20 protein-coding genes are annotated in these 23,904 nt (G+C 55.8%); 6 read left to right on the top strand and 14 right to left on the bottom strand.

Annotated elements, in window-relative coordinates:
• Positions 1-52 precede the first annotated feature (52 nt).
• From NZ823_18470 to NZ823_18455, 4 genes are all read right to left on the bottom strand, one after another.
• Positions 53-2,410: a PAS domain S-box protein gene (locus NZ823_18470; protein ID MCS6807111.1), complete on the bottom strand. Its 2,358-nt coding sequence runs from the start codon at positions 2,408-2,410 to the stop codon at positions 53-55.
• 184 nt (positions 2,411-2,594) lie between these two features.
• Positions 2,595-3,275, bottom strand: a complete 681-nt coding sequence (locus NZ823_18465) for a BON domain-containing protein (protein MCS6807110.1) — start codon at positions 3,273-3,275, stop codon at positions 2,595-2,597.
• Positions 3,276-3,458: 183 nt separating this feature from the next.
• Positions 3,459-5,135, bottom strand: a complete 1,677-nt coding sequence (locus NZ823_18460; GenBank protein MCS6807109.1) for a glycosyltransferase family 39 protein — start codon at positions 5,133-5,135, stop codon at positions 3,459-3,461.
• Positions 5,128-6,423 carry a 4-hydroxy-3-methylbut-2-enyl diphosphate reductase gene (locus NZ823_18455; protein MCS6807108.1) on the bottom strand — a complete coding sequence of 432 codons (1,296 nt, stop codon included), beginning with the start codon at positions 6,421-6,423 and terminating at the stop codon, positions 5,128-5,130. Before NZ823_18455 ends, NZ823_18460 begins: the two co-directional genes overlap by 8 nt.
• 206 nt (positions 6,424-6,629) lie before the next feature.
• On the opposite strand from NZ823_18455, the gene NZ823_18450 reads away from it, so the two are divergent.
• The 4 genes from NZ823_18450 to NZ823_18435 are packed head-to-tail and all read left to right on the top strand — an operon-like array spanning position 6,630 to position 11,122.
• Positions 6,630-8,069, top strand: coding sequence for an efflux RND transporter periplasmic adaptor subunit (locus NZ823_18450; protein MCS6807107.1), 1,440 nt, complete (start codon positions 6,630-6,632; stop codon positions 8,067-8,069).
• A gap of 10 nt (positions 8,070-8,079) precedes the next feature.
• The gene (locus tag NZ823_18445) at positions 8,080-8,790 is read left to right on the top strand and encodes an ABC transporter ATP-binding protein (protein MCS6807106.1); all 711 of its coding nucleotides are present in this window, start codon (positions 8,080-8,082) and stop codon (positions 8,788-8,790) included.
• Positions 8,787-9,944 (top strand): FtsX-like permease family protein, encoded by a 1,158-nt coding sequence (locus NZ823_18440; GenBank protein MCS6807105.1) that lies wholly within the window; start codon positions 8,787-8,789, stop codon positions 9,942-9,944. The genes NZ823_18445 and NZ823_18440 overlap by 4 nt, the downstream gene beginning before the upstream one ends.
• A 14-nt stretch (positions 9,945-9,958) precedes the next feature.
• On the top strand, positions 9,959-11,122 hold the full coding sequence (locus tag NZ823_18435; protein MCS6807104.1) for an ABC transporter permease: 1,164 nt from the start codon (positions 9,959-9,961) through the stop codon (positions 11,120-11,122).
• A 105-nt stretch (positions 11,123-11,227) separates the two neighbouring features.
• Here NZ823_18435 and NZ823_18430 read toward each other — a convergent pair whose 3' ends face one another.
• From NZ823_18430 to NZ823_18405, 6 genes are all read right to left on the bottom strand, one after another.
• Positions 11,228-11,659, bottom strand: a complete 432-nt coding sequence (locus NZ823_18430; GenBank protein MCS6807103.1) for a heme-binding protein — start codon at positions 11,657-11,659, stop codon at positions 11,228-11,230.
• Between the two features lie 129 nt (positions 11,660-11,788).
• Complete coding sequence (locus NZ823_18425; GenBank protein MCS6807102.1) at positions 11,789-12,973, bottom strand: aminotransferase class V-fold PLP-dependent enzyme; 1,185 nt, start codon at positions 12,971-12,973, stop codon at positions 11,789-11,791.
• 10 nt (positions 12,974-12,983) lie between these two features.
• The gene (locus tag NZ823_18420) at positions 12,984-13,814 is read right to left on the bottom strand and encodes a tryptophan 2,3-dioxygenase family protein (protein MCS6807101.1); all 831 of its coding nucleotides are present in this window, start codon (positions 13,812-13,814) and stop codon (positions 12,984-12,986) included.
• An 8-nt stretch (positions 13,815-13,822) separates the two neighbouring features.
• A complete protein-coding gene (locus NZ823_18415; protein ID MCS6807100.1) occupies positions 13,823-15,004 on the bottom strand; it encodes an acyl-CoA dehydrogenase family protein in 1,182 nt (393 codons plus the stop codon).
• A 2-nt stretch (positions 15,005-15,006) separates the two neighbouring features.
• The gene (locus tag NZ823_18410; protein ID MCS6807099.1) at positions 15,007-15,819 is read right to left on the bottom strand and encodes an enoyl-CoA hydratase family protein; all 813 of its coding nucleotides are present in this window, start codon (positions 15,817-15,819) and stop codon (positions 15,007-15,009) included.
• Positions 15,820-15,868: 49 nt separating this feature from the next.
• On the bottom strand, positions 15,869-16,270 hold the full coding sequence (locus NZ823_18405; GenBank protein MCS6807098.1) for a RidA family protein: 402 nt from the start codon (positions 16,268-16,270) through the stop codon (positions 15,869-15,871).
• A 168-nt stretch (positions 16,271-16,438) separates the two neighbouring features.
• On the opposite strand from NZ823_18405, the gene NZ823_18400 reads away from it, so the two are divergent.
• Entirely contained in the window at positions 16,439-16,792 is a 354-nt protein-coding gene (locus tag NZ823_18400; protein ID MCS6807097.1) for a response regulator, read from the top strand.
• 184 nt (positions 16,793-16,976) lie between these two features.
• On the opposite strand, the gene NZ823_18395 is transcribed toward NZ823_18400, so the two are convergent.
• The 4 genes from NZ823_18395 to NZ823_18380 form a co-directional block, all read right to left on the bottom strand.
• Entirely contained in the window at positions 16,977-18,836 is a 1,860-nt protein-coding gene (locus tag NZ823_18395; GenBank protein MCS6807096.1) for a S8 family serine peptidase, read from the bottom strand.
• Positions 18,837-18,985: 149 nt separating this feature from the next.
• The gene (gene radC / locus NZ823_18390; GenBank protein ID MCS6807095.1) at positions 18,986-19,678 is read right to left on the bottom strand and encodes a DNA repair protein RadC; all 693 of its coding nucleotides are present in this window, start codon (positions 19,676-19,678) and stop codon (positions 18,986-18,988) included.
• Between the two features lie 82 nt (positions 19,679-19,760).
• The gene (locus tag NZ823_18385) at positions 19,761-20,435 is read right to left on the bottom strand and encodes a hypothetical protein (GenBank protein ID MCS6807094.1); all 675 of its coding nucleotides are present in this window, start codon (positions 20,433-20,435) and stop codon (positions 19,761-19,763) included.
• Between the two features lie 130 nt (positions 20,436-20,565).
• A complete protein-coding gene (locus NZ823_18380; GenBank protein ID MCS6807093.1) occupies positions 20,566-22,416 on the bottom strand; it encodes an ABC transporter ATP-binding protein/permease in 1,851 nt (616 codons plus the stop codon).
• A 174-nt stretch (positions 22,417-22,590) separates the two neighbouring features.
• On the opposite strand from NZ823_18380, the gene NZ823_18375 reads away from it, so the two are divergent.
• Positions 22,591-23,865, top strand: coding sequence for a dihydroorotase (locus NZ823_18375; GenBank protein ID MCS6807092.1), 1,275 nt, complete (start codon positions 22,591-22,593; stop codon positions 23,863-23,865).
• Positions 23,866-23,904 lie beyond the last annotated feature (39 nt).

Below are 23,904 nucleotides of genomic sequence, written 5' to 3'. Positions count from 1 at the left end.
CAGGCAAAGTCAGGTAGCTTCTGATCACGTAATGACAGCAATGGAAGAATGCTTAGGATTTTGCCAGCATCCGACGCACTGCATCAGCCAGGTCAACGGCTAAGTAGGGCTTACGAATGAATCCAACCGTTGGGACTGTCAGCAAGTCTTGCAGGCGCTCATCGCCACTATAACCGCTGCTGAGTAAGACCCTGACATCAGGGTTGAGTTGACGTAACTGTTGGAGGCAGGCTCGTCCGCTCATTTTCGGCATGGTGAGGTCCAACAACACAAGGTCTACGTCTGGATGGTGCTGCTGGTAGATGGTCAATGCTTCGGCGCCGCTATCGGCGGTCAGCACGCGAAAACGCTCTCGTTCTAAAATGGCTTTGGCTAAATCTCGTACAATTGGTTCATCGTCAACAACCAGAATAGTCGCCGCCCGTTGAGCAACTTGATCTTCTGGCTTAGCCATTGATTCGCGGACGTCCTGCTGCAACAGAGGCAAATAAATGCTGAACTGGGTTCCTTCACCAACTTGGCTTTGAACCACGATGAATCCGTTGTGGCTCTTGATAATGCCATAAGCGACGGAGAGCCCAAGCCCTGTTCCCTGATGTACTTCTTTGGTCGTGAAGAACGGGTCGAAGATACGCGGCAGGTGCTCTGGCGCAATGCCAATGCCTGTATCACTGATCCGTGTGACGACAAACTGGCCCGGATAGGCATCAGCATGCGCGCGCGCCTCAGCTTCTCCCATGTGTGCGGTGAATGTCTCGATGGTGATGCTCCCGCCAGCCGGCATTGCATCACGCGCATTGACACACAACGCAACCAGCACTTGCTGGAGCTGGCCTGCGTCGGCCCGCACAAGACTGGGATTGGCGTGCAACTGCAGATGAATCTCAATGCTCGCATCCATCATCGGCCGGATCAGCGTGAGCATATCCCGCACAACGTCATTCATGTCCGTTGGCTGAAATTGCGCGACCGATTGTCGGCTGAATGTCAGCATCTGCTCAGTCAACTGGGCACCCCGACGAGCTGATTGCTGAATAACCTGCAATTGGCTGTATGCGCGATCCTGCGGATCGGTTTGCTGCAATAACAACGAAGCATACCCCAGAATGCCGGTCAGCAGATTGTTGAACTCATGAGCGATGCCGCCGGTCAGTGTGCCAATAGATTCCATTTTCTGGGCCTGAAGCAGTTGTTGTTCCAGCACCTTCTTTTCGGTTATATCCATCAGCATGCCCTCAAAGTACAGCACATTCCCGTGGGCGTCGCGGACCGTTCGCGCGGTATCCAACACAGTAATCTGCCGACCGTCTTTGCGTCGCAGGTGAAGCTCAACGCTGTCATATTGCCCCTGCTGTTGAAGCACCTGGAGCGCCTTCTCGCGATCGGCAGGGTCAACGTAGATGTCTTGTCGCACATCGGCAGCCAGTAATTCTTCGACCGATTCATATCCCAGCAATCGAACCAATGCTGGATTGGCCGTGAGGATGCGCCCGTCTGGTGTCGTTTGATACAACCCAACGCTGACGTTATTAAAGATCGAACGGTACTTCCGTTCAGACTCTTTGATCTGATCGTAGAGCCGAGCATTCTCCAACATGATGACCAACTGATTGGTCACAGCGACAATCAGCGAGATATTGGCACTAGTGAAACAATCTGGCTCAACGCTCGCTAGTTGAAGGACGCCGATCAAATCGTTCTTCGAATAGAGTGGCATGGAAACCCATGTGTGCACGCCAGGCACTTGGGCCCACACAACGTTGTTGCGTGCGCCTTGTGGTCTATGTACAACCGTCATGTTTTCCAACCACGGGTGTTCAGCTAGCGCTAAACGGCTCGGCAAGATCAATGGGTCCGCCCCGACGCCTTGATATGAACGCAGCTCCAGGACGTCATCACCCCTGAGGTAAACGCAACCAAACGGCACATTCAGCACACGCGTCAACTCGAACAATGTGTTATGAAGAATACTCTTGACGCTGGGATCGCGATTCATGCCCTGCGCAATGGCATATAGCGTCATCAGCTCACGATGACGTTGACGCAACTCCTCCTCAGCGCGCTTTTGGTCGGTAACGTCTTCGAGAATGCCTTCATGACAGATCACGCGGCCTGATTGGTCCTTGATCGCGCGCGCGCTCTCTCTGACGATGATCGTACTGCCATCACGTTTCTTGAGCGCGATCTCGAACTTCGAGACACGCCCCTCTCGTTCCATGATCCGTTTGTATTCTTCGCGTGCCGCGCTGTCCACCCACAAATGGCGAGCAATATCCAACGCCAACACTTCTTGGACATTGTCGTACCCCAACATTTTCACCAGGGCTGGGTTCACCATGAGGAACCGACCTTCTGGGGTGCTTTGAAAGAAGCCTTCGCTAGCGTTTTCAAAAAAACCGCGATATGTCATTTCCGAGTGATCAATGTGGCGGACTTCGGTCGGTTCATGGTTTGGCTTGTGGGCATCTAAGGGTGTCGTCGGCTCTCGATTCGCCTCGGTCATGACCGTCTACCACCGATAACAACCTTCCGGAGACCCCGAGCTTGGCCTACCCTAACCGCGAGACCCTATGATACGAATTTCGATTCAAATGTCAATCACGTCGCTCGCCCTGTTGAGGCGAGACCTCGATTGTCAACTCGTTGACCACGTCGGTAACGCCTTTTACCTCTCTGGCGACACGCTCGGCCAACAGCTTCTCAGCGATGCTGCGCACGCTGCCGGACAATCGGATGCGACCGCCCCGCGAGGTCACAACCATATATTTCAACTCGAATGCGTCCGTTCGATAGAGCGCGAACTCGACCTGCTTAGCCAGTTGCTCATCGGCATCCACAAGCGTCGTCGCGCTCGGCAGCGGGGTGGCCGGCGGCGTGCTCGAAGTCGCTGAGGGTGATTTCACCGTCGTGTTGTTGACGACTTGCTTGACACCGGGAATTTGCTGGCCGAGCCGGTCTAATGCTGCTTTCAGCTCTGCCGACTCAACCTCACCGGAAAACGTCACGACGCCGCCGGAGACGACCGTTGTGACGTTCTGTCGGCGCAAGTCTGCTTGACTGAATAATGCTTTGTACAACTGCGCCTCGATGGACGTATCGCTGGACTCCACAGACCCTTGTTGAACGATCTCTTCCGCTGACGGCGCCGTCCAACGCTCCCATATTTGACTGAGCGTGAGACCGGTCAGCCGGCTGTACAAATAGATGCCACCGCCGCCGACAAGTAACAACAGAAGCAGGGCTATGATGAGTCGTCCTTTAAGCGTGAGCCGCATGGTGAGCGACTAAGCCTATCCAAAATCGTAATCAGTGGCAAGCCAGCGGCGAGCGCGACAGGCGATGAGGCGCTCCAATGTTGCCTTCGATGCTCCATCTGCTCTCCATTGCCATCTATTGTCCCGTTGCCCGGATGAGCATGATGTTTTGCTGCCAACCTAGCAACTCAAATCGCAAGCCATCTATTGTCCCGTTGCCCGGACGAGTATGATGTCTTGTTGCTGGCCTAGCAATTCAAATCGGAATCGAGCATCTCGGCTCAAATCCTGCCATATCTCTTGGCGCGTCACACATAAGACGGAGCCATGCTGCCTCACCTGCTGGAGCAATTCATCTGGCGAGCGAGCAATCACGACGTTACCGCGTTCATCGTAAATCGAGCGGGCGTTCGTATAAAACGTCAGTGAGTGATGGAAATAGAAAAATCCGACGATTCGCTCATCCGGACGCATAGCGCGAACCGCCGCTTCAGCCAAGCGGTGTAATGATTCCTTCTCAGCGGCAGCGGGTACGTAGACGAAGTTGGCTGCAGTGAACGCAACGGCGCACCCAACGACGAGCGCCGCAATGGATCGCCCATATTGATGGATGACGCTCCAATAGAGCGCCACCGCTCCGGTTCCCAAACCAATGAACAGCATGATCAGATGGCCTTTGCCACCGAGCGGCAACTCCCTCTCTGCGAAAAAAAATCCTACGACACTCATTGTCATGACGAACGCGGCCGCCAGCTTCGCCGCCACTGAGCCAGTCCGATCCACGTCCGCCGTCAACAACCGCTGCAATTCATCCGCAATGAGAAACGCCGCAGCAGGGATAACCGGCAAAATATATCCCGGTAACTTTGAGCCGGAGAACGAAAAAAACAGCAACGGGAGAAAGACCCACACCGCAGCAAAACACCGCAGCCGATCTCGCACATCGTCCGAATGACATAGCGACCATCGTAATCGCATCAACGCGGCCACAAGAAACGTCGTGAACGGAAACACGCCGATGAGAATGACCGGGATGAAATAGTAGATCGGGCCGGGATGATTGAATTTGTTGCTGGTGAATCGTTCAAGATGGTGGCTGATGAAGAACTCGTTGATGAACGTCCAACCATGCCGCGCGATGACGGGAACGTACCACGTCGAAGCGACGGCCAGCAGCATCAGCAGGCCCGCGAGCCATCGAGCTTCCCGCCAGCGCTTCCATTGGCGCGTGAGCAACCAGTAGACGCCTATGATGGCCAGCGGCAGCACAACCCCAACTAATCCCTTCGCCAACAGGGCCGCGCCAAACCACGCATACGCCGCGAGCAACCAGCGATGTGGTCGCCGAGCGGCTCGCGTTTCAAACACAAAAAAGCAGCACAGCCCAAGTGTCATCGTGGCGGCCAACGGCATGTCAGTTGTCGCGCCATGAGCAAACACGGCAAACATCAGACTAACGCTCAACGCCAGCCCGCTCAAAAAACCGTATTGCGCGCTGATGACCCGACGCCCCGTGTCGTATACAATCAGCGTCGCGAGCGCAGCCAACAGGGCTGAAGGCAATCGCGCTGCCCACTCGGTGACGCCCAGCAAACTCATCGAAAGCATCATCAGCCAATATAACAACACCGGCTTCTCAAGCCAGGGATGGCCGCCCAGCGTCGGCGTGATCACATCAAGCCGCGTCAGCATTTCGCGAGCGACCTGCCCGTAGCGCGGTTCATCAGGCCCCAGCAACGGGAATGAACCGAGCCGGAAGAAGAAAAAAATTCCGCAGAGAATGAGCAGCGTTAGACAAGCGGCTAACGGAGATTCGAACCATGAGAGAGCAGTGTGCTCGCCGGTTCGCCGATGAACCCAGCCAGCCATTGGTTTATTCATCTGGCGCTAGAGACAAACCACGACAGGCAACGATGCGTTCGATCACTTCACCGATGACGCGATTGGGCGTGGAGGCGCCGGCTGTGATCCCGATGATCACTGACCCGTCGGGTAACCATCCTTCGCTGATCACTTCTTCATGACAGAGCGCCGGCTGGTGACGAATGTGACGATCCGAAACAATGCAATCAACTTCATTGATGTGATAGGTGGGAACATACTGCGAAGCAATTTCACACAGGTGGTTTGTGTTGCTGCTGTTATATCCGCCGATGACGATCATCAGGTCCACGTTTTGTTGTACCAGCTTTTGCACAGCATCCTGCCGATTCTGCGTGGCGCTGCAAATTGTATCGAACGAGCGGAATCGCTCGCCGACCTGCTCCGGGCCATAGCGTTGCATGATGGCTTGACGGAACATCTCAGCAATCTCCAATGACTCGCTGCTGAGCATAGTCGTTTGGTTCGCCAAGCCGACGTATTGAAGATCGCGGTCAGGATCAAAGTCGGGCGACACAGCTTGAGCAAACTGCGACAAGAAGGCCGCTTTATCGCCGCCATGGACGATGTAATGGCAGACGGTTGCTGCCTCCTGTTTATCCAGCACAATCAGATAGCGTCCGCCGGGGAATCGCATCGCCTGTGAAGCGGTGGCTCGCGTCTCTTCGTGGTTGTATTTACCGTGAATGATGGCGGTGAAACCATCGCGGGCGTAGCGTTCAACACGCTTCCACACAGCGATCACGGAGCCACACGTCGTATCCACCACCACACAACCTTTCTGGCGCAACCGTTCCATCTCAGCGACTGTAGCGCCGAATGCGGGAACAATGATGACATCTTCGGGCGTCACCTCATCCAAATCCATCATCGGTCCATCAGATGTTTTGAGAAACCGGATGCCCAGCTCTTGCAGCCGCGTATTGACGCGCGGGTTGTGAATGATTTCACTGATCAGAAAGATGCGTCGGTCAGGAAATTTGTAGCGCGTCTCGTAGGCCAAATCCAGAGCGAAATCCACGCCATAACAGAACCCAAACTCTTGCGCCAAGCGAAACGAAAGTGGGCCGACAGTCAGTTGGTAGCCTTCAGCTTTCATGCGGTCAACCAATGCGCTGTGATAATCAGCAGCCATTGGCCACTTGATTTCTTCTTTGAGGCCAAAGCCACGTCGGACGATGGTGGAAGCGAGTTGTTCGTGGACGCTCATGACCAAGGCGGAAGTGTACCAACGGTCTACTCTGCTGGCAAGGTTCGTTGCAGCGGGCTGCGCAACTGCTTGTATCATGACGCGCATGTCATACCAAGTGCTGAGTGAAGAGCGCACATTCGCGCTCGTTCAGCTCAGGTTCTGCCATGCTCTTTGACTCCATGAACGTGACCTTTGCCTCTGCAAGTTGGTATAAGCGTGTGTTCAGCCGCCCAGCCGCTCTAAGCAATGCGTTGGCCACATCGGTGCACAGGCGTCACACACAAGCGTGTCATATCAACGCCATGAATCACGGTGAATTACTCAACACTCAACGACACACAATCACCAATGAATTGTCAGTTGCAAAAAAAGCCGTTATGATTCCCGACTTCATGCAGGTGCAACAATCGTCCAAACCGGATTTGAGCGTGTTAAAAATTGATCGGCAGCGCGCCAGACGATCATCCAGAAGCTGGCGCCGCTGGGTGTTGACGGTCTTGGTGATCGCCCTGCTGGTTGTCGGCATCGGCGTGATGACGGGTCAGTTTGGACCGTTGGCCGCCAAGCCGGTACGTGTTGCCGTCGCTAGCCGGCGCGCCCTGACCGGCGCTGAGCCGGTGTTGACGGCCAGCGGATACATCATTGCGCGTCATCAGGTCGAAGTCGGCTCCAAGATCACCGGCCGGATTGTCGAGCTGCTGGTGGATGAAGGCGATTACGTTCGCAAAGGTCAGTTGATCGCTCGATTGGATGATTATGAAATCCGCGCCGAGTTGCAACGGGCGCAGGCCAATGTGGCTGCGGCGAAAGCGCGGCTGGCTGAGCTGGAGGCTGGTTCACGTCCTCAAGAAATTGAACGGGCTAAGGCTGAACAAGAACGGTTGCTGGCGGACCTGAAAAATGCCGAAATTAACTGGCAACGCATCCGGCAGTTAGTCAACGACGGCGTGCTTCAGCAACAGGCTTTGGATGACGCCCGCGCGCGACTGGAGATGGCTCAGAAGGCATATCAAGCGGCCGTGGAAAATTACGAGCTGACGCGCCTCGGACCGCGCCAAGAACAGATTGAACTAGCCCGAGCACAATTGCGACAGGCTGAAGCGGAACTGGCATACGCGCAAGCTCAATTGGACAACACGCTGATTCGCGCGCCGGTTAGCGGCACCGTCTTGGATCGGTATGCCGACCTCGGTGAGATGGTGACCACTGGCTTCACGTCAGATCGTGGCGCTAAGCAGGCCTTGGTCTCCATTGCCGACCTGCGCGACTTGCAGGTGGAAATGGACATCACGGAAGCTGACATTGCGAAAGTAGAACTGAACCAACCGGTCACGATCACGCCGGATGCCTACACCGACCGTCGCTATAACGGCATCGTTGAATATATCGCCGATGTCGCCGACCGACAGAAAGCGACGATTCAAGTCAAGGTGAAAGTGCTCAATCCCGATGCGTTTTTGCGACCGGACATGGGCGCTAAGGTCACCTTTTTCCCAACGGGCACGGTCCCGGCCACAGAGTCAACCGGCATCTTTGTGCCGGCTTCTGCCATCGTGTATCAACAAGGTCGTCCCAATGTGTTTGTCGTCAAGGACGACAAGGCGATGATCCAGCCGGTGACGCCGGGCGACCAAGCCGATGGATACGTCAACATTCGGGATGGCTTGCAAGGTGGCGAGCGCGTCATCATCGGCGGGCATGAGAATCTCAAGCACGGGGATAGGATTTCGGTACAATCATAGCTGATGCATTATGACACAGCCGTTGATCGAGATTCGTCATCTGCACCGCATCTTCCAACGCGATAGTCAGCAGGTCGTCGCGCTGCACGACATCAATCTGGATATTGCCGAAGGAGAGTTTGTGGCGCTGATGGGGCCGTCTGGCTCGGGCAAATCAACCTTGATGAACATCATGGCCGGTATTGATAAGCCGACCAGCGGTCGCGTCACGGTGGCCGGCCTAGACATTGTGCAACTTGATGAAGACGAGCTGGCCGAGTGGCGCAATCAGCATGTCGGGTTCATTTTTCAGACGTTCAATTTAATCCCCGTGTTAACGGCGGTCGAAAATGTGGAGCTGCCGCTGCTGCTGACCGATTTAACCAAAGAGGAACGGCGCGAGCACGCCGTCGCCGCGCTCAGTCTGGTGGGACTGTCTGACCGGCTCGATCATTATCCCCGGCAGCTTTCCGGCGGTCAGGAGCAGCGGGTGGCCATCGCGCGCGCATTGGTCACGGACCCAACATTCATCCTGGCTGACGAGCCGACTGGCGACCTGGACGCGCGCTCAGCCGATGATGTGTTGATGCTGCTGAAACAGCTCAACGAGGACTTTGGCAAAACAATCATCATGGTCACGCACGACCCACGCGCAGCGCACTACGCTCGACGCGAATTACATCTGGATAAGGGCGTGCTCACACATGATGGCGTCAAGTACGCGACGGAGGTCTCCCCGTGAGTTATTCACGACTTGTCTGGAAAAGTGGCACGCGCAGCAGACGGCGCACCGTCCTGACGATGCTGAGTGTGGCGCTGGCGCTGTTTGTGCTTTGCACATTGGTGACATTCATCAATGAACTGGAACGCAGCCTGGAGGATACCAACCCCTTGCGATTGGTCACGCGCCATGCTGTGGCATTGACATCGCTGCTGCCAGCCCATTATCGCGCCAAGATCGAAACCGTGCCGGGCGTTGTCGCCGTCACGCCGTTCACCTGGATCGGCGGCATCTATATTGACCGGCGGCATACTGACTTTGCGCAGTTTGCCTGCGATCCTGCCGCCTTGTTTGAAATCTACCGCGAGATTCAGATTCCACCCGAACAAAAACAGGCGTTCATCTACGAACGAACAGCCACCATCGTGGGCCGACGCAAGGCTGAGAAACACGGCTGGAAACTGGGCGACCGAATCACGCTCAAAGGCGACATTTTTCCATTTGATCTGGAGCTGACCGTGCGCGGCATCTTTACCGGCTCAGCTAACGATGAGTCGCAAATCTTCGTGCATCACAAGTATCTGGACGAGTCTCTGGAGCGAGTCGCAGGGCGCTCCGGCATCGCCGGCACCTACTGGATTCGCGCCGATTCCATTGAGTCTGTGCCTCGCATCATCGAGACGATTGACGCGCATTTCCGCAACACCGAGGCGCCCACCAAAACAGAAACCGAACGAGCGTTTCAGATGGGCTTCATTTCGATGATGGGCAATCTGAAGGGGCTGATCGCTTCGATCAGCAGCGTGATTATCTTTACGATTTTGCTTGTCACGGCCAACACGATGGCGATGTCCGTGCGCGAACGAACTCGCGAAGTGGCCGTGCTCAAAGCGTTGGGATTCGGCCGTCGGACGATTCTCCGCCTGCTCATGTCAGAAGGCGTTTTGATCACATTGACAGGCGGACTGCTTGGGTGCCTGGGCGCGCGCGCGTTGTATACCGCTGTGGACATGGCCGACTTCACTCAAGGCGTCTTCCAACGGTTTGAGGTGACATGGGAAATCGTCGCGCTGGGACTCGGCTTTGCCATCGTGCTGGGGTTGCTCAGCACCGCCGTGCCGGCCTATCGCGCGGCGAATTTAACAGTGGCCGACGGACTGCGCCACGTCGGCTGAGGGCGACGACAGGTATGACGATTCCACTGAAATACAATATCCGCAGCTTGCTGGTGCGACGCACGAGCACGTTGATGACGGTCATGAGCATTGCCCTCGTTGTGTGTATCTTCGTCGGCATCATGGCGCTGGCGCAAGGGCTGGAGACAGCGTTGGTCACATCGGGTGATCCGCTCAATGTGCTGGTGCGTCGTCAAGGCTCCAATGCCGAGTTGAGCAGCTCGGTTCCCCGAGAAGCTTTCCGCACGCTAGCCTACTGGCCGGGTGTTCAGAGCGACGCCGCCGGCGACCCGCTCGCCGCCGCCGAAATCGTCACCGCCGTCAACCTACCCAAGCATAATCAACAACAGGGGGCCAACATCACCATTCGTGGCGTCTCTGCCAACAGCATGCAACTGCGACGACAAATGCGACTGATCGAAGGACGGATGTTCCGCCCCGGACTGCGCGAAGTGATCGTTGGTCGGCGCGTCCGCGAGCGTTTCCAAAACACACATCTGGGCGACCGGCTGAACTTCGGCAAAGCCCAGTGGCAAGTCGTCGGCATCTTTGAAGCTGGCAACACGGCCTTCGATTCAGAAATCTGGGCTGATGTCAACCAACTAGCTGACGATTTTAACCGACAAACCTACTCATCCGCTTTGTTGCGCGCTACCGACGCCGCCGCAGCCCAGGCGCTCATTGAGCGCATCAACAACGACCGCCGCTTCAACTTGATGGGACAGATCGAATCAGATTACTACGCCGAACAGACGCAAGCAGCCAGCGCAATCAAAGGACTGGCGTTGTTCATTGCGTTCGTCATGGGCATCGGCGCATGCTTCGCCGCGATGAACACAATGTATGCCGCCGTCGCCTATCGCACGCGGGAGATTGCCACGTTGCAAGTGCTCGGCTTCAAACCGTGGAGCGTGCTGCTCTCCTTCATGACTGAATCGTTGCTGCTCTCATTAATCGGCGGCCTGATTGGTTGCTTGTTGGTTCTGCCGGTCAACGGGCTCACCACCGGCACAGTCAATTGGCAAACGTTTAGCGAAGTCGCGTTCGCCTTTCGCATCACGCCCAACCTGTTATTGACGGGTATGGGATTTGCCGCACTGATGGGGTTGCTCGGCGGGCTGTGGCCAGCGCGACAAGCTTCTAGGCAAACACCGGCAGCCGTGCTGCGCGAGGCATAAGCCTGTTTGCCGATAGTCCACGCGCGACCCCTGAAGCTCTCGCCACAGCGTCCGAGCGAGCCGATCAAGAGCCGACCGACTCGCTCCACCCATTCATAGGATTTTTCATCCCTGGTTCAATGTTTTCAAAAATGCGTCAATGCCGGCCTGGGCGACTTCATGATCTTGCTCAGCCGTCCCTGAACTACAGCCGACCGCGCCGACGACGCGCCCATTGACGACAATCGGCACACCGCCGCCATAAATGGTGAATCGGCCCTGATTGCTCACATGGATGCCGAAGGCCATCCCGCCAGGTTTGCCAATTTCAGCGTAATCGCGCGTTGGCCGACGTGTGCCGGCTGCCGTGAACGCTTTGTCGGTAGCAATGGCGATGCCCGTGATCTTGGCATTATCCATGCGATAGAAACCGAGCAGGTGACCGCCATCATCCACAACGGCAATGTCCATGTCCACGCCGATCTCTCTGGCTTTTTGCTCGCTGGCTGCCAGAATGATTTTCACATCGTCGAGTGTTAGTTTCGGAACAGTGATCATCGTGTTCTTCCCTCAACGCAGAAGATCGCTCTCGGACAACAAGTAGAGTATTTCTCGCCTGGCCTTTGTCTGTCAGTGGACTTTGCTCTCAGACAACACGTGGAGCGCCTCTGGCCTGGCCTTTTTCCGTCAGTGATGGTTGGCTGATGTGCTCTGCGATTCATAGGCTTTTGTTTCCAGAATGCGTTTGATCTCTCGAATTGTGATCTCCAGCTCCTCATCCGCCGTGTAAAAGTGCGGCGCAATGCGGATGCCGGCGCCGGGACGATAATCCACGAGAATCTCCCGTCGAGCTAATTCGGCCGTCACGGCCTGTCCATGCGGCACGTCCACAATGATGCTGCCGCCACGCTGCTCGGCGTTCAATGGGCAGTGAATTGCAAAGCCTTGCTCTAGCGCTAACTCGATCAGACGAGCTGTCTGGCGCATAGATTTCTGTCGAATCCTCTCGACGCCGACGGCGCGGATAATTTCATAGCCGCTTTGCGCCGAATAGAGCGCCGGCACAGGCGGCGAACCGTGCAAAAACCGCATGACATGATCCGCATATTGAATCGGGCCAACCTCGAAAGCAAACGGGCGCGCGTGGGCCATCCAGCCGGTTATTTTTGGCTCCAGTGTGGGCCACAAATCGGACCGCACATACAAATAACCGGCGCCGGGGCCGCCGCAAAGCCACTTGACCGATCCACCCGTCGCAAAATCTACATTGAGCGCCCGCACATCGAGCGGAATGGTTCCGGCCGATTGATAAACATCGAGTAACACTTTGGCGCCGACGGCATGGGCGCGTTCAACGACGGGTCGAGGGTCCACGATGAACGCGCTTTTGAAAAACACATGCGAGAGCACCACGATCTGTGTCTCTTCATCAATCGCTGCTAGGAGTTTTTCCATCGGCAGCGAAATGCCGTCATCGGAGCAGACCACCTGGGTTCGCGCGCCGTAAGCAGAGAACGCTTCACAGACGTACATGACCGAAGGAAACTCCATGTCGGTGTATACGATTTTGTTTCGCCGCCCACGGAAATCCAAGCAGGATAAGACTAGCGCGGTGCACACCGATACGTTCTGGTGCATGACCACCTCGCCTGGCTTGGCGCCCAGAATTGGCGCCAGCAGAGCGCCGACCGTCACCGGCATCTGCCACCACCCTTCCTCCCAGGCGCGCACACCTCGGCTCGCCCACATATCGGCGAACTCGCGCATGCGATCATACACGCGCCGCGGCATCGCGCCCAGACTGTGGCTGACCATGTAGACGGTTTTCTGAAGGATCGGAAACTCCTTTCGCCATTCCAACAAGTCGTCCATAATCACCTCGTCATCGGTGGCCGTAGGGGCAATGGTTCCCGTTTATATCAAGCGCCGTTCGCGCCTCCCAGAGCTCAGGAAAAAATTTCTTTCCGAGCGTCGCTTGCAAATAGAGCACGCCTTCGCTCCCGCCGGTGCCTGTTTTCTTGCCGATCATCCGTTCCACCATGCGCACATGTCGGTCACGCCAGAGCGCAACGTGTTCATCAAATTCGACGATCACATCACAGAGCTGGTAAAGGTCATCGTAGCGGTCCGGCTCGGCCAGAATGCGCAGGAGCTGTTCGACGCACTGCTGTTGTGCATCCCCCTCAAACTGGCTTCCCGGCGGAAGCTCAAATCCGCGACGACGCAACAGATCAAAGAATACATCACGCAACGACGGCTCATGCCAACGACGCTGCAAGTGGGCTAACGCCACCGGATCACCCTCGTGATGGTGGAGAAAAGCGGCATCCTTGCAGCCGGCCAGAAATTCGATCTCGCGAAATTGCCAGGATTGAAATCCGCTGGCTGGCTTGAGGTTGTTGCGAAATCCGAGAAAATCCACAGGCCGCATCGTCTCGAGCACATCAATCTGTTGCACCAGCACCTTCTGAATGGCAACGACCCGTCGCATCAGGCGAATAGCTGTGCGCACGTCGTCTTGTTGCAGTCGCGCGAGCGCCTCATCCAATTCGTGCAGGATCAACTTGAACCACAGCTCGTAAACCTGATGGACAATGATAAATTGCAATTCGTCGTGATGCGCCGGTTCCGAGAGACAGACCTGCAGCCGCAGTAATTCCGGTACCTTTAAGTAGTCGCCATACGTCAGTTCAGGTTGATATGACTCGCTCATCGGTCACCTCATTCTCGGTCGAGCCGTGGTTGGCTCGCTTCGGTTTGATTCAAAAGCTGGCGAGCAATAACGAGCTTCTGAATCTCTGACGTTCCTTCGTAGATGCGCAGGGCGCGAATCTCACGATAGAGACGTTCGACGGCAAATCCTCTGACCACGCCGTTGCCGCCATGAATCTGCACGGCTTGATCAATGATGCGCTGCGCTGCTTCGGTGGCATAGAGTTTTGCCATTGCTGCTTCGCGCGTCACGCGCTCGGCGCCTTGATCTTTTTTCCAGGCGGCGCGATAGACCAACAATCGCGCGGCATCCAGTTCTGTGGCCATGTCGCTCAGTTTGAATTGAATCCCTTGAAAATCACAGAGTGGACGGCCAAACTGGACACGCTGCCGACTATAGGAAATCGCTTCATCGAGCGCCCGCTGGGCCATGCCCACGGCCGCCGCCGCCACCGTCGCACGAAAGAGATCGAGCGTCTGCATGGCAATTTTGAAGCCTTGACCTTCTTCACCAAGCCGATGTTCGCAGGGCACACGGCAGCGATCCAAGCGGATGACCCCGATGGGATGAGGCGCCAGCAGCGGCAAGGATTTCTCAACGATGAAGCCGACCATTGTTGGCTCAACCACAAACGCCGAAATGCCCTTGTGGCCGACGTCGGCGGTCGTCTTGGCAAAGACGACGTAGGCATCAGCCAAGCCAGCATTGGAGATGAACGTCTTGACGCCGCTGAGCTCGTAGTGATCACCATCACGCTGCGCCACCGATTGCAGCGCCGCCACATCTGATCCTGCTTCAGGCTCGGTTAAAGCAAAAGCCATAATCGCGTCACCGCTGACGACACGCGGCAGATAGCGCCGTTTCAACGGCTCGCTGCCGGCCAACGTGATCGGATAACTGCCCAGCCCCTGCATGGCAAACATCGTATCAGCGAGGCCTGATCCGTAGGCCAATCCTTGGCGAATCAGGCACAACGCGCGCACATCGAGTTGAGGAAACCTCCCGCCGTAGGCATCCGGCACAACATATTCAAGCAGCTTCTCCCTGGCCATTAACTGCACAAACGCGCGTGCTCGTTCGTTCTCATGCTCGTCTTCCTGCGCGCGCGGTTCAACCTCGCGCTCAACAAACGCCTTGACCGCCATAGCGAGTTCGTGATGATGGTCACTGAAAAAAGGTTCCTGCTCCATGTTCACTTTTGATTGAATCGTGGCGCGCGTTTTTCCACGAACGCTTCATACGCTTCGCGATAATCGGGATTGAACATGCAAAGGGCTTGCGCCTGCGCTTCGGCTTCCAACGCCGTCAACAAATCCAGGTTCAGCTCACGATTGAGCATCTCCTTGGTCATGCCGATGGAAAACGCCGGGCCGTCAGCGAGCTTGCGCGCCCATGCCACTGTTTCGCTTTCCAGCTCTTCGGGTTTCACCACGCGATTGTATAAACCAAATTCGTAAGCCTGTTGCGCGCTGATGAAATCGCCGGTGTAGAGCAATTCCGTCGCGCGGCTCAAACCAATCACGCGCGGCAGCAGATAGGCTGCTCCCATATCAGCGCCACACAGGCCGACCTTAACAAACAGAAAGGCGATCTTGGCCGTCTCGGCGGCGATCCGCAGGTCGCAGGCCAACGCAATCACAGCGCCGGCGCCCGCCGTCACGCCATTGAGCGAAGCAATGACAGGCTTGCGCAACAGGCGAATGTTTTTGACCAGATCACAGGTCATCCGCGTAAACTCCAACAAACCACGCATGTCTCGATTGAACAACTGGCCGATGATGCTGTTGACATCACCGCCCGAACAAAAGCCACGCCCCTGACCAGTGATGACGACCACACGAATGTCATCGCGCGATTGCAACGCTTCAAACAGATCACGCAACTCGGCGTAGGTTTCAAACGTCAGCGCGTTGAGCGTTGACGGCCGGTTCAATGTGATCGTAGCCACGGCCTGCTCTTCTTGGTACAAAAATGTCTTTGGCTGAATGAATTCCAACGCTCCCATCCGTGCCTCCCTGAAAACTCAAAGCCGCCTGATCCTTGGCTTCGCTACATCATTCTGACTCGATGACGGCCATCGCTTCGATTTCGATCATCGCATCGTCTTCGAGTAAGCTGCTGACTTCCACCAACGTCATCGCCGGAAAATGCTTACCCATGCGGCGGCGGTAGACCTCTCCAATCTCGCGAACAGACCGCCGGTACGCCTCCTTTTCGGTGACGAACAGCGTCAATCGAACCAGATGCTCAGGCCGTCCGCCCGCTTCAGTCAACACTGTTAAAACATTGGCCAATGCCTGATCAAACTGTCGCACCATGTCACCGTGACCGACAATCTGCTGATGCTCATCCCAGGCGATCTGGCCGGCAATGCAAATGATCTGTCCAGCTCGTGCTTTGGTTGCGTTGTTATAGCCCTTGGCAGCAGCCCATGCCGGTGGATTGATCAGGTCCATACAGAGTTGGCATCATATCGCAATTCCGGCAGGGCTACAAGCAGCAATCCGGTTATGAATGCGCCGGCTTCATGCTACAGGTCCGCGACCTTGTTGAGCAGCTTCAGCGTGCATGCAAACCGGTTGTGAACGCGCCAGCTTCATGCTACAGTGCTTCACGCGAGGCCGATGATGAACATCTTGATTGTGGATGACGAAGAGGATGTATGCCGCACTTTATCATTGATTCTGATCCGTCATGGCTACACCTGCCAAACGGCCACCAACGGCGCCGAAGCATTAAAGAGATGTTCAGAAGAAACGTTTGATGTAGTGCTCACAGACCGTGGCATGCCGGGCATGAACGGATTGGAGCTAGCTGAACACATCAAAGCGAACAGTCCGCAGACCCGGATCATTCTGATCACTGGCTGGCCAGGCCCACTGACCGATGATGAGCGGGCTCGCACCGGCATCGAAACCGTCTTGACCAAACCAATCTCCAAGACGGAATTACTGAACGTGCTCACCACAAAGCCATAGGTTCAACCGCGGGACGGCGAATAAAAAACAGAGGCGCCGAACGCACCGTGTTGTTGTTATTGTTTGCCGTGCGTCGGCGGCCTCTGTGGCGGAGAGAACCCGTGGCGGTGGCCGGTCGGGAGTCGGCCGGCCAGTCGCCACGGTTATGGAGGGTGAAGAAGTTCACCCTGGCTGGGCTGCGTCGTTACGGGAGCGTGGCGGTGACGATGTTGGATAGGACTTCGCCACCAAAGTCATCCGTTCCTTTGACCTGCAATCGGTACTCCGACGCAGATGGTCGGGCCGTCAACAGCGATACATACATAGTCGCCGTGGTTGGTTGTTTGCCTTTGCGCGGACGCGGCGTGACAACGACAGCAAAGACTTCATCCTGATTGTTCAGCACGATCGGGTCCAACTTCGCCCCACCGTTTTGATAGTCCTGCGTCCGCGTGATCTGAATAGCGTACAGCACGCGACCGCTCCGAATGGATTGCGAGGCTGGCGTGATTTGCAACGAGAATTTCGCTGCCGGAGCCGCTTGCGGCGTGACGTTAATGACGACCTGATTTTGAGCGAAGCCGCCACGACCATCAGACACGAGCACCTGAACAGTCACGGGAACGGGCGTCCCAGCAGATGAACTGATGCCGCTGGTATTGAGCGTCACAGCACTGCCTTGCCCCTGAATCTGACCGCCTGACGTTTGCCACTGGTAGGTCAATGGGTCTTGGTCAGGATCAAACGCGGTGGCCGTAATGTTGACCGGCGTGCCGGCATTCACAGTGGTCGAGCTGGCCGCAAGCGTGACCGTCGGCGGCGTATTCTGACTGGGTGTGGGCGGAGGCGGCGGACTACTACTTAAGCTGCCCACCGACGCAGCCGCATCAATCAGACCGCCTGTTTGCACCCTGCCTTGCAAGCTGGGAACGACGCGCACGTGGTTCTCAATGGCCTGGCGCAGTTGTTGAACAGACAGCGGCGCCACCGAGGCAAGCAAACCGGCCAATCCAGCTACATGGGGCGTGGCCATCGAAGTGCCACTGAAGCTCGCATAACGATTGCCGCGAACCGTGCTCAAGATTGAGCGCCCCGGCGCCGCCACGTCAACCCAACTCCCGTAATTCGAAAAACTGGCCAGCGTCTGACCGTCCATTTCCACGGCTGCGACGGCCAATGCATTCCTATAACCACCGGGATATTCAATTGCCGACGTGCTGTCATTGCCAGCGGCCGCGACAAACAAGATGCCGGCTGCCGTTGCTCGATCAATAGCTTCCTCCAGCGTCCGCGAATAACCGCCACCACCCCAACTGGCATTGATCGCCACAATGTTGACGCCGCGCTGCTTCATGAAAATAGTATAATTGATCACTTCGATAGCGTCAGACAACGAGCCCGAACCATCCGAACCGAGAAACTTCAAGGCCATCAGTTTCACGCGCCAATTGACACCCACAACGCCCGCATTGTTGTCGCCAACTGCGCCGATGGTGCCGGCTACATGCGTGCCGTGATCATTGTCGTCAAGGGGATGACCGTTGTTGCTGTAACCGTTCCAACCGTAATAGTCATCAACATAACCGTTAAAATCATCGTCCCGACCGTTGTTGGGAACCTCGCCAAGATTACGCCACATGTTGTCACTCAAATCCGGATGAGTGTAGTCAATCCCTGTATCAGTGACGGCCACGACTACATCTTGACTTCCAGTTGTGATCTCCCATGCGTCGGTTGCGCGGACCGCACGCATGCCCCACAGCTCAGCCTGCCGCGGATCATTAGAAACTTTGTCAATCGTGTAAATCAAATCCGGCTCGGCATACTCGACGCGCGCGTCATACGAGAGCGATTGCAACCGACCCATCACGTCCTCACCGGCTGGCAAATGAACCAGCCGAACCGCTGCCTCGCCACGATACTTGACCAGCACGCGCCCGGGCACAAATCGCGCGCCACGAAATTGGCTCACATCGAAAAAGGGTCGGGTTTGACTGGCTTGAGCCGGCCATATCCCCGTCACGATCATCAGTCCAGCAAAATAGTAACTAAGAATCCGTTTCATGATGCCTCCAGGAAATTCAAAATCGTCGTCACGTGCTCTTAGATACGGCACAAGCCAAAAAGGTTTATTATCGTAAACGAGAAAAGTTTATTATCTCTAACAGCCACCGGTGATGACACAGCGAGGAACGGGCTAACCCACTTTATTTTTCAACTTACAGACAGCAGATGGTTCTCGGCAAAGCTAAAATAGCCCTCTTTGCCGACGATGATATGATCCAAGATGCGTATGTCGAGGGCTCGCGCGGCCTCAGCTAACGAGCGCGTCAGTCGCTTATCTTCTTCTGAAGGGTGGACTCGACCACTGGGATGATTATGAACGAGGATGAGTCCGCTGGCATGACAGCTCAGAGCTGCTTCAAAGATACGCCGGGGGTAAACGACGGCATGATCAATCGTCCCTTCATGAATCACGTCGTAATGAATGACGCCATTTTGCGTGTTCAAGTAGATGACCATGAAGGCTTCGTGGGACAAGCCGGCTAGTTTCATGCGGGCGAAGTCGGTCACAGCACGAGGTGAAGACAGCACATCGGAGGCGACCAGTCGCTGAGCGAGGTACTGGCCGCACATCTCTTTGACCAGCCGAATCAAGACGGCTGAAGCAGGTCCCATTTGAGCGACGCGTTGCAATTCTCGTTGGCTCGCATCGAGCACGCCGGCCAGGCTGCCAAAATGCTCGATGAGGCGCTTGGCGATAGGTTTGACATCCCTGCGCGGTATGGCATACGTCAACAATAATTCCAATAGCTCATAATCATGAAAGCCGTCGGCGCCTGTCTTTTCAAATCGCTGGCGGAGCCGCGCTCGATGGTGCAGATACTGAGGTTTTTCTTCAGCCATTGAATTCAACCTGCCGGCGTGGTTATACGTCGGCTCTTTCACCTTGAAGGTGGCTGTGGGTTGGCCTGCTCCCGTGCCGTCATCAGATTCGCTCACGAATCCATCGGCGAATGTAACTGAGCGCGCGACGTGGGAAGGTGTGTTTATCCTTATAGATTTTCAACTCGGCTGAGAGCGCGTGCTGTTCTAGCCAGGGGAGAAACGTCTTGACACGGTCCAACGGGTAAAATTCGTCCTGATCAGTGGCGATGTGCAACACTTCTGTGTCGGCTACCAGATAATTCACCCGCTGATGATCGCCCGGAATGCCCCCACACACACCAATGACGCCACGAATGTAATTCGGATAGGTGCCGATGAACCGGTAATTGAGCGCGACCGATTGGGAAAAGCCCAGCAGGAATAATCGTTTCTTATCCACCGAATAATCGGCGCTGACATCCTCGACTAAATCCAGAATGATCTCGTGGTGCAGCGCGACCGCCTCTTCGTGTTTATAGTGGGCAGCCCAGCCAAAGCCCGTCTTCGTGTCTTTGGAGTAATGGCCTGGTGGAATAATGAACGCATTAGGCCCCTGAACAGAAGCGATCAACCAATCCGTCTCATTGATCCGACGCATCAATCGCATCATGGCGTCTTTGTTGCCGCCATAGCCGTGCAGGCCGATGAGCAATGGATACTTGCGGCGCTTGGAATAGTTCGGCGGCACATACAGATCGTAGTGAATGCGAATCTGCTCAACGAGATGTCGTTCCATAAGAATCTGTCCGTTTGGCCAACTGATTATATCGTCAGGCCACGATGTCTGTCTATTTTTCTAATCGCCCACCAAGTAATCATGCAAACATGGACTCATCTGTCTCACCTGCTCATGCTCTCTATGTTTTCTAATCGCCTACCAAAGGCATTTCTTGATCCTTGTACTGCAATTGATAAAGCCGATAGTAAATGCCACGCTGCCTGAGCAGCTCTTCGTGCGTGCCGATTTCGCGCACGCGCCCCTTGTGCAACACCAGAATCTGGTCGGCATGCTGAATGGTGGATAAGCGATGAGCAATGATGATGCTGGTGCGTCCTTCAAGCAATCGGTCGAGTGCATCGCGGATGAGTAGCTCTGTTTGCGTATCAATGTTGGCGGTTGCTTCGTCCAGAATCAAGACGGTTGGATCAAAGGCCAATGCGCGAGCAAACGCGATTAACTGTTTCTGACCAGTGGAGAGTGTGGCGCCACGTTCTTTGACTTCGGCCTGATAATCGCCGTCCAGTTGCCGGATGAACTCATGCGCGCGCGCGTCACGCGCGGCCTGCTGCACGCGCTCGCGCGGTAGCTCTTGACCAAGCCGTATGTTTGATTCAATCGTGCCGGTGAACAGAAAGGTATCCTGCAGCACGATGGCGAAGGCGCGACGCAGCGTCCTCAGGTCCCACTGACGAATATCCACGCCATCCAGCAGAATCTGACCTTGCTGAATATCATAAAACCGCAGCAGTAGATTGGTGATAGTTGTTTTGCCGGCCCCGGTGTGTCCGACGATAGCCAGGCGTTGGCCCGGCCTGACTTCAAACGAGACATCACGCAAAACCCAATCTTCATCCTGATAGGCAAACCAGACATGGCGAAATTCGATATGACCACGCACCGTGGCCGGTTGATAGCCATTGGGTGGCGAGGTCACCGCGACCGGCGTGTCGAGCAACGTGAAGATGCGCTCGGACGAAGCCATCGCCGATTGGAGGATATTGTATTTCTCGCTCAGATCGCTAATGGGTCGGAAGAATCGTTGTGAGAGTTGAATGAAGCCGATCAGCGCGCCGATCGTCAGCTCCTGTTGAATCACCTGACCGCCGCCATACCAGATGATCAACGCGATGCCGATGGCGCTGATCAATTCGATCGCCGGAAAGAAGACGCCGTAATAGAAAATGGATTCGATATTGGCCTGACGATGATCGGCATTGATGCGATCGAATTGTTCCATCGCTTGACGCTCGCGCGTGAAGAGTTGAACAGTCGCCATGCCGCTCAGATGTTCTTGCAGGAAGGCATTGATGCGAGCCATGCGCGCGCGCACTTTGCGATAGGATTGACGCGCCCGAATCTTGAACCAGACCGTGACTGCCACCAACATCGGTATCACAGCAAACGCCACCAGCGCCAGTTTCCAATTCAACACGAACATGAGCACGACAATGCCGACCAACGCAAAGACATCTTGAAAGGCCGCTACCACACCAGCCGTGAACAATTCATTCAGCGCATCCACATCGTTGGTTAGCCGCGTCATCAAGCGTCCGACCGGATTGCGATCGTAGAAAGCAACATCTACCCGCTGCAAGTGGCCGAAGATTTGCTCACGCAGGTCGTACATCACGCGCTGGCCGAGCGTCTGCACCAGCACCGTCTGCCAGTAATAAAGCACAAAGCCCAGAATGAGCGTCGCCAGGTAGAGCGCCCCGGCCAGATTCACTCCCTCGGCGCGACTTAGCTCAATGCCCAGCCCACCGATGAGGCGCTGAGCGGTGGCCGAAACAAGGCTGAGCGACGCAGCCGGCTCCTGCTTGATGAACAGATCAACAGCAACCACCGTCAGGGCAGGCCCGGCCAACTCCACAACAGATTGCACCAGGATAATCAACACGGCGCTCAACACAATCAACCGATGGGGCCGCAGGTACCGGATCAGCCGGCGCATCAATCGCGCGTCATAGGCTTTGCCTAATACTTCTTCTTCGATCATGCTCTCTGCCGTGTCACATCGTGTGTCGCTTGCAAGTTGGCTAGAGTAGCAAGCTTGCTCATCAGCGTCAAGCAACTGGAACGCCGCACGGCCAAGATGCGTCACTCAGTCAGTTGACCACCGGCTTGACCCTCACTGTGTTCGACCCTATGATTGATGCCCATTGTAAACCCCATGAAACTGCTCATTCAAAACGGAAGATTGATTGATCCGAGTCAATCCGTCGAATCCGACTGTGACATTCTGATTGAAGATGGCCGCGTCGCCCGAATTGAGAAACGGATTTCCTGTCCCGAAGCTGAATGCCTGGATGCCAGTGGGTGCATCGTCGCGCCTGGCTTCATTGATCTTCACGTGCATTTGCGCGAGCCAGGGCAGGAGTACAAAGAGACGATTGAAACGGGCGCGCAAGCGGCTGCCGCTGGCGGGTTCACCTCCGTATGCGCGATGCCAAACACAGCGCCGGTCAACGATCATGCGGCGATCACGCGATACATCATTGATCAGGCTCGTGAAAAAGCGATCGTGAATGTCTTCCCTGTGGGAGCGATTACTCATCAATCCCATGGCGAGTCGCTGGCCGAGATCGGCGAGATGGTCGCCGCCGGCGCCGTCGCCATCAGCGATGACGGGCGTCCGGTGATGAACGCCAACGTGATGCGTCGAGCAATGGAATACGCCTGTCAACTGGGCATTCCCGTGATTGACCATTGCCAGGACCTCCATCTGTCCGCCGGCGGCGTCATGAATGAAGGATTTTATTCGACCATGTTAGGGCTGCGCGGCATGCCGGCTGCCGCCGAAGAGGTTCACGTCGCACGCGACATTGTGCTGGCCGAAGCAACCGGCGCGCACGTCCATATCGCTCACCTGAGTACAGCCGGTTCGCTGGAGCTTGTGCGCCGCGCCAAACAGAAAGGACTCAGCGTCACCTGCGAAGTGACACCTCATCACTTCACACTCACCGAGGAAGCGGTGGTCGGCTATGACACCAACATGAAGATGTCGCCGCCCCTGCGCACACAACGTGACGTTGACTCTCTTATCGAAGGTCTGGCCGATGGCACGGTTGATGCTATCGCCACTGACCATGCTCCCCATCATGACGATGAGAAAATGCTGGAATTTGATCAGGCAGCCTTTGGCATCATCGGTTTGGAAACAGCCGTCAGTTTGGCGCTGGATCGGTTGGTGCATCGGGGGCATATTTCGCTGGCTCGACTTGTCCAGTTGCTCTCAACCAACCCGGCACGGATTGTCCGACTTGATCGCGGCTCGCTCCGCGTTGGCAGCGTGGCTGATGTCACCATCATTGATCCACAGCGCACGGTGACGATTGATCGGAACCGATTCAAATCAAAGAGCCGAAATTCGCCGTTTCACGGCTGGACGCTCACGGGGGCTGTCAAAACCACGATTGTCGCCGGCAAGATCGTTTACCAGGCTTGAAAGAAGGGTCGGCCGAGGCGAAACATTTCATGGCCTCTT

This window comes from Blastocatellia bacterium, assembly GCA_025054955.1.
In the GTDB taxonomy this organism is placed as follows: Bacteria; Acidobacteriota; Blastocatellia; order HR10; family J050; genus JANWZE01.
This window is presented reverse-complemented; position numbering and strand designations above follow the sequence as displayed.

Coding starts and splice junctions, on each gene's coding strand:
- NZ823_18450 (MCS6807107.1), top strand. CDS start 6,630: ATGAATCACGGTGAATTACTCAACACTCAACGACACACAATCACCAAT.
- NZ823_18385 (MCS6807094.1), bottom strand. CDS start 20,435: ATGGAACGACATCTCGTTGAGCAGATTCGCATTCACTACGATCTGTAT.
- radC (MCS6807095.1), bottom strand. CDS start 19,678: ATGGCTGAAGAAAAACCTCAGTATCTGCACCATCGAGCGCGGCTCCGC.
- NZ823_18380 (MCS6807093.1), bottom strand. CDS start 22,416: ATGATCGAAGAAGAAGTATTAGGCAAAGCCTATGACGCGCGATTGATG.
- NZ823_18375 (MCS6807092.1), top strand. CDS start 22,591: ATGAAACTGCTCATTCAAAACGGAAGATTGATTGATCCGAGTCAATCC.
- NZ823_18430 (MCS6807103.1), bottom strand. CDS start 11,659: ATGATCACTGTTCCGAAACTAACACTCGACGATGTGAAAATCATTCTG.
- NZ823_18445 (MCS6807106.1), top strand. CDS start 8,080: ATGACACAGCCGTTGATCGAGATTCGTCATCTGCACCGCATCTTCCAA.
- NZ823_18415 (MCS6807100.1), bottom strand. CDS start 15,004: ATGGAGCAGGAACCTTTTTTCAGTGACCATCATCACGAACTCGCTATG.
- NZ823_18410 (MCS6807099.1), bottom strand. CDS start 15,819: ATGGGAGCGTTGGAATTCATTCAGCCAAAGACATTTTTGTACCAAGAA.
- NZ823_18405 (MCS6807098.1), bottom strand. CDS start 16,270: ATGGACCTGATCAATCCACCGGCATGGGCTGCTGCCAAGGGCTATAAC.
- NZ823_18435 (MCS6807104.1), top strand. CDS start 9,959: ATGACGATTCCACTGAAATACAATATCCGCAGCTTGCTGGTGCGACGC.
- NZ823_18470 (MCS6807111.1), bottom strand. CDS start 2,410: ATGACATATCGCGGTTTTTTTGAAAACGCTAGCGAAGGCTTCTTTCAA.
- NZ823_18460 (MCS6807109.1), bottom strand. CDS start 5,135: ATGAATAAACCAATGGCTGGCTGGGTTCATCGGCGAACCGGCGAGCAC.
- NZ823_18465 (MCS6807110.1), bottom strand. CDS start 3,275: ATGCGGCTCACGCTTAAAGGACGACTCATCATAGCCCTGCTTCTGTTG.
- NZ823_18455 (MCS6807108.1), bottom strand. CDS start 6,423: ATGATACAAGCAGTTGCGCAGCCCGCTGCAACGAACCTTGCCAGCAGA.
- NZ823_18420 (MCS6807101.1), bottom strand. CDS start 13,814: ATGAGCGAGTCATATCAACCTGAACTGACGTATGGCGACTACTTAAAG.
- NZ823_18400 (MCS6807097.1), top strand. CDS start 16,439: ATGATGAACATCTTGATTGTGGATGACGAAGAGGATGTATGCCGCACT.
- NZ823_18395 (MCS6807096.1), bottom strand. CDS start 18,836: ATGAAACGGATTCTTAGTTACTATTTTGCTGGACTGATGATCGTGACG.
- NZ823_18425 (MCS6807102.1), bottom strand. CDS start 12,973: ATGGACGACTTGTTGGAATGGCGAAAGGAGTTTCCGATCCTTCAGAAA.